This window comes from Leptolyngbya cf. ectocarpi LEGE 11479, assembly GCF_015207065.1.
Lineage (GTDB): Bacteria > Cyanobacteriota > Cyanobacteriia > Phormidesmidales > Phormidesmidaceae > Leptothoe > Leptothoe ectocarpi.
In genome coordinates this window covers 1-5,938 of sequence record NZ_JADEXP010000393.1, presented here as the reverse complement: position 1 = coordinate 5,938, position 5,938 = coordinate 1, and the positions used below count along the sequence as shown (strand labels likewise).

At 51.0% G+C, this 5,938-nt stretch carries 3 protein-coding genes; 2 read left to right on the top strand and 1 reads right to left on the bottom strand.

The features are described 5' to 3' along the window. Nucleotides 1–812, top strand: an 812-nt coding sequence (locus IQ260_RS26590; RefSeq protein ID WP_193996101.1) for a hypothetical protein, incomplete at its 5' end; no start/stop codon positions are given. Nucleotides 813–814: 2 nt separating this feature from the next. After that, the gene (locus IQ260_RS26585) at nt 815–1,492 is read left to right on the top strand and encodes a hypothetical protein (protein ID WP_193996100.1); all 678 of its coding nucleotides are present in this window, start codon (nt 815–817) and stop codon (nt 1,490–1,492) included. Nucleotides 1,493–1,627: 135 nt separating this feature from the next. Here the strand turns inward: IQ260_RS26585 and IQ260_RS26580 are convergent, their stop codons facing one another. Beyond that, nucleotides 1,628–5,866, bottom strand: coding sequence for an aminotransferase class III-fold pyridoxal phosphate-dependent enzyme (locus tag IQ260_RS26580; RefSeq protein ID WP_193996099.1), 4,239 nt, complete (start codon nt 5,864–5,866; stop codon nt 1,628–1,630). Between the last annotated feature and the right edge of the window lie 72 nt (nt 5,867–5,938).

Here is a 5,938-nt window from a genome sequence, read left to right as displayed (position 1 = left end):
TTGTTATTCCCAGTGGGCAGATAGGTCTTTCAGCTCCTAATGAAGACGCTGACTACTTACGAGCTTTATCTATTTTTCGTAATTCTAGTATTGTTCAGTACTATCTTTTTTTCACAAGTCCCCAATTAGGAGTTGATCGAGGTCGGATTACACTAGGAGCTTTTGAACAGCTTCCAGTTCCTCTGTTTTCAGATGATCAAATTAGTCAACTTTCTCAACTTCACAAGAATTTTTCTGAAAGAGAACATGATGTCTTATTAAACAATGAAGATGTGCAAGAAGAACTTGACGATATGGTTGAAAAAATTCTGAATATACCTAAAAATGTGGGAATCTTAGCAAAAGATTTTATGAGTGTACGCCTTAGTTTAAATGAAGGAAAATCTCACGGGATAGCTGTTGATTTACCTTCTCTAGAAACGCTCTTCGATTATGGAAGTACCCTTCGAGATGAATTGGATATGTTTACTGGAGGAAATGGCTTAAGGCACGAGATTGTCTTAAGTCGATCAAAGGAACTAGTTATATGCTCAGTTGAATTTATTCAATCAGACGATCCTATTGATGTGAGCATTGAAGAAGCTCAGACAGAATCATCTGCACTTTTTGCTTACATTCGAGAGAAGATAAAGCAACGCTTTAGTCAATGGGTCTATGTACAAAGAAGTCTTCGTATTTTTGAGGATTCAAGGGTCTATATCTGTAAGCCTCCTCGGTTGATTGATTGGACTAGAACCCAAGCTCTAAATGACTCTGATGATATCATCTCAGAAATCCTCTCTGCACAACGCAGACTAAATACGGTGGTCTAGATATGGAAGCAGAGAATCTTAACTCGTTTACTCTGAATTCCTATTTTTACGGATTTCGACGAGACGCTCATCAGCTTCTTGCTTGGGGGCATCAGGAAGCCTTACCACAAATTCACTGCAATCTCACGGAAGAAGAGATTACAGGGCTGATTGTGGAAGAAATGAGAGAAAAACTCAAAGATCCTACTATACCTGAAAGGTTTTATGATCGATACTCTGTAGGAGAAGAAAAACCGTTAGCAGTTGAAGGGCGGACTGGTAAACGTAGAAGAAAATTAGATATTGTTGTCGAAAGTAATTTGCCACGAGAGTCTAGACCTGAGTATGTCTTTGAGGCAAAGCGATTACGAAAAAACGGTTATCCGATTGGGAAGTATACAGGAAAGGATGGGGTGCAATGTTTCGTTAAAGGTGTGTACGCGTCACAATATCCAGAGGCAGCAATGGTAGGATATGTTCAAAGTGATGTTACAAGTTACTGGGTGTCTGAATTAAAGCGAAACTTTGGCAAAGATACAAATAATTATTTGCGTATCACAAAACTCTTGCAGAAAGTCCAGGTTTTGTCTCCCGTCCCTGATACATGGGTTAGTGAACACGAACGAATAACAGAGGGGTCGATAGCTGTGTATCATATATTTCTGAATTGCTTAGCATCTTCTGCTCAAACGGCCAGCTAACACTGCGTTGGTGTGGACGGAACAGACGTTATCAGTGAGAATTCGAGGTTCTTTACCGGCGTACAACTCCACCGTTAATTTCCCATTAAGATAGTTGTTCCGCGACGCAACTATTCCGGCAAATATATAGAGTTATCACATTGTAATCCCTTGAGGACGGCGGCTGGTCGCTTCTAGCTTTAGCCGATTTTGCTGAACGAGGGTGGCCTGTAGCTGCTGAACTTGAGTTGTCAAAAAATTATCCAACGCCTGATCTATCTCCCGCAGCGTAGCCTGAGGAGATTCCATCATTAATGTTAAGAGTCTCTCATAGGCACCTATCCAACCGGCGATAGTGGTGTCTTCAAACAGAGCACTGCGGTAGACCGCTGTGAGATGCAGACCGTTTTCCATCTCACTCAGGTGCCAGGTCAGATTCCACCGTCCGTAGGCAGGGGACTGAGGTTCCGCTTCTACGGTTAACCCTTGAAAATCAGGGGCACTCATCGATGGGTCTAAATTAAAGAACGCTGGCACAATCGGCTGTAGCGGGTCGGTAGACGAATCTTCTCGATTGTTCTTTGACCAGCGCACCCACTGACTTAAGGAATAATCGGTATGGTCATAACATTCCAGCAAAGTGGTGCGAATCGCATGTAAATACTCCGCCAGCGACTGCTCAGGGCGCAGCTGACTATACACCGGCAGCACATTCACACAGTGAGCCACTAGCCGCCCATAGCCGGGTTGCCCCTGGCCCGCCACCGAAATGCCCACCATTAATTCTGTTGTTTGACTCCAGCGATGCAGTAGGAGGCAAAAGGCCGCCAGCAGCGTCATAAACGGAGTGCAACCCTGTTGGCGGCTCCAGACTTGAAACTGTTGATAGCGCTCAGCAGACAGCTGCCATGATTGGGAGGTGCTGTGGTAGTCGGGTGCGTCGGTCTGTCCGTCCGTCTTTAACTGCCATTGAGGTAGGGGCTGCCGTTGCCAATAGGCGGCATCCGCTGACCGGCTCACCTGCTGCACATAGTCTCCATAGGACCCCGGCGGCGGCAGGAGTTGCACGGCATCCTGAACGGCCATGTTGTATAGCCGACTCAGCTCTTCCAGTAAAACCTGAATCGACCAGCCGTCTACCACAATGTGATGGACGGTCAGCACTAAACCATGGTGCTGCTCAGCCAGCTTCAGGGCATGCATGCGCAACAGAGGCGGCTGGGTGAGGTCAAACGGATATCGCTGCTCTTGGTGTAGCCAGCGCTGAACTGCTAGGGATTGCTCCTCGGAAGTGAGGGAACTCAGATCAATCAACGGCAGGTTAAACGTCAGCGTTGGCATCACCTGCTGGGTGGTGCCGGTGGGGTCAATCTTGGTGCGCAGCGCTTCATGGCGGTCCATTAGCTGCTGCAGACTCCGACGGAGGATCGCCTCCTGCAAAGGCCCCTGCAGGTCTAACCAAACACATTCTGTATAGGCAAGGGAAGCGTCAGGATTGAGCTGCGTTAATAGCCAAATCTCTTGCTGGCTTTTGGTTAGCGGCAGCGTCTGGGCTGCCACCAGAGACTTTCCCGGCAGGAAGCCTCCCTGTTGCATCTGGGCCACCGCCGTTTGGACCGCCTGGATAATCTGTTCAATGTCGGCCTCGGTGTGGGCGGTGGAGAGAAAACAGTTGCGCCCTTCCCACACGTATATGCCCTGCGCAATCAGGTGATAAAACAGCAGGTCATAGTTACCGGTAAAGGTAAACCGGAAGAGAGAACCAAAGTGGACAATCTGGATCGGCACCTCGACTTGGTCGAAAAAGGTATTGAGTCGCTGGGCGAAGACCTCGGTACGCTGATTTAGCTGAGTTTGCAGGTCGGCCCCCTGCTGCTTCAGGTGCAACAACACGGCCTTAGCAGCGGCCATCGCCAGGGGGGGTTTACAGAATGTGCCGGCAAAAAAGGTGCGCTCAGCACTTGGATAGGAATCATCGCCATAGTGCCAGAGACCACCATCGATGCCGTCCATGTAGTGGGCTTTACCGGCCACGATGCCAATGGGGATGCCGCCGCCCAACACTTTGCCATAGGTAGCTAGGTCGGCCTCCACCCCAAACCAGGTTTGGGCTCCGCCCGGATGAATCCGAAAGCCTGTGATAATTTCATCCAGGATGAGCGCCACCCCATGGTCCTGGGTGATGCGGCGCAGCTGCTGGAGAAAGTCTCGCGGCTGCAGGTCCGGGCGACGGCTTTGTACGGGTTCGACCAGAACGGCGGCGAGTTCAGAGGCCCGTTGTTGAATTATCTGGAGTGCGCTGGGGTCACCGTAGGGCAGCACCAGCACATCTTCCACCATGCCGGGGGGAATGCCGGGGGCGATGGGCACAGCGGTGTTGTCTCCTGCCGATCTGGCCTTTGATCTGGCAAGCACACCATCAAAGTGACCGTGGTAGGCGTTTTCAAATCGTACGATCAGACGGCGGTGAGTGGCGGTGCGGGCCAGTCGTAGAGCGGTCATCACCGCCTCGGTGCCGGACTGGGTAAAGGTGACCCGTTCCATGCCCGTTAGTTCGTGGATTAGTCTAGCGACGTCCCCAGATAGTTCTGCCTGGGGACCGATTTGGATGCCTCGGTTTAGTTGGGTTGCGATCGCATCCTGTACAAACTCAGGTCGATGGCCAAAAAGATGCACACCAAATCCCATGGTGATGTCGATATATTCATTGCCATCCACATCCCACAGCCGAGACCCTTCGGCCCGAGTCCCCACAATCGGATAGAGCATCTCTTTAATGGATGGCCGAAACCCTGCACAGGCACGACTGTCGGCTAAGTAGGGATGACTCTCCTGCTTGCGGCGTTTAGATTCAGCCGTACGCTGGGTATAGCGCTGAATAAATGATTGGAGATAGCGCTGCTGCGATTCATTGAGAGATTGAGGAATTGAGACGGATCGAGAGGGGACGGTTTTTGGAGCAGGCGGCGCAGCTTGTGGAGTGTGCTGCGAGACAACCTGTGGAGGAGAAGCCAAGGGTTTAGGAACAGGGGATGAAGGCACTGACTTCTGGATATCCTGTTGGGCATGACGCAACAGGTCGATCTGTTGCGTCATCAGCTGCATCTGCTGAGTCACAATCTGCTCCAGGGCAGTGGTTGCAGGCTGCGCTCCTGAGGACATCGCTGGAGCCGTTGTTGCGGCAGAAAGAGATTCCTGGCTGCTAAGAGAGAGATTAGAGTCCGTTAAAGGAGCATTGACAACTGCCAATGTCCCAGGAGTGTGGCTGGTATGACTGTTGGTATTATCAGTGGAACTATGATTGGCATTCTCGGTGGAACTATGGCTAGCCTCAGCAGGCATTTGCTGAGCAATAAAGTTGGATAACGCCTCCAGGGTTTGCAGCTCTTCAAAGAACTGACGAATTGTCACCGTCACCCCAAAGCGGGTCTCAATACCCTGAACCGCTTCGATTAAAACAATAGAATCAGCGCCCATTTCTAAGAACGGCGCTTGTGGATCAACATCCTTAGGAGAGATTTGTAGCAGCTTAGCCACCAGGGTTGTTAATTCTGTCTGCACCTGGGCCACAGGATTAGACGGTGTTACGGCATCAGCGGATGGGGCCATGGGTGAGGTGGGAGTAGGAGAGATCGGCATAAACCAATAGGACTGGCGTTGAAAAGGATAGGTGGGCAGGGCAATCCGTTGCCTCTGGGCTGGATGAACGGCGGCCCAATCGATGGCAAAACCACGCACGGCCAGATGGCTGAGGGTTTTGAGCATCGCACCATCTTGTTGAGGTGTCAGGGAGGGCAGCCGGAGGGCATCAGGAAAACTGCGTTGCGCCATGCCCAGCAGCACTGGCTGGGGGCCAATTTCAAGCCAGGGGCGTTGTTTTTGGGCTAGGGTCTCCAGACCCGCCGCAAACTGCACCGGCTGACGCAAATGTTGACACCAGTAGTCGGCATCTGGGGCCGCTGTTAACGGCTGACCCGTTACATTAGAAATCAGCGGAATTTTTGGTGGTGCGTAGGTCAGCGTCTGGGCAAAGGTGGCAAATTCCGCCAGCATGGGCTCCATCAGCACCGAATGAAACGCGTGGGAAACTGCCAGGGGACGACTACGAATCTCCTGCACAGAGAGAGTTTTTAAAACAGCGTCCACCGCAGTTTTAGTACCGGAGATGACGGTATTTTTGGGACCGTTGATAACGGCAATTTCCACCCCGTGGGTCTTGATCAAAGGCTGCAGTTGTTCAGGACCTGCAAATACGGCAGCCATGGCATCATTTGGCGGCAGTTGCTGCATCAAATGGGCGCGTTTGGCCACCAGCCGTAGCCCATCGGCCCAGCTTAAGCCTAGTTCCAACTCAGTTTGTTTGGCTAAAATGAGGGCATAGAGTTTGGAGGCCAAGGACGATGGCCAAACGCAAACGACGAGGAGTCGCCGGGGATAAAACGATCTGCCTACCGATAGCCGAGGGGA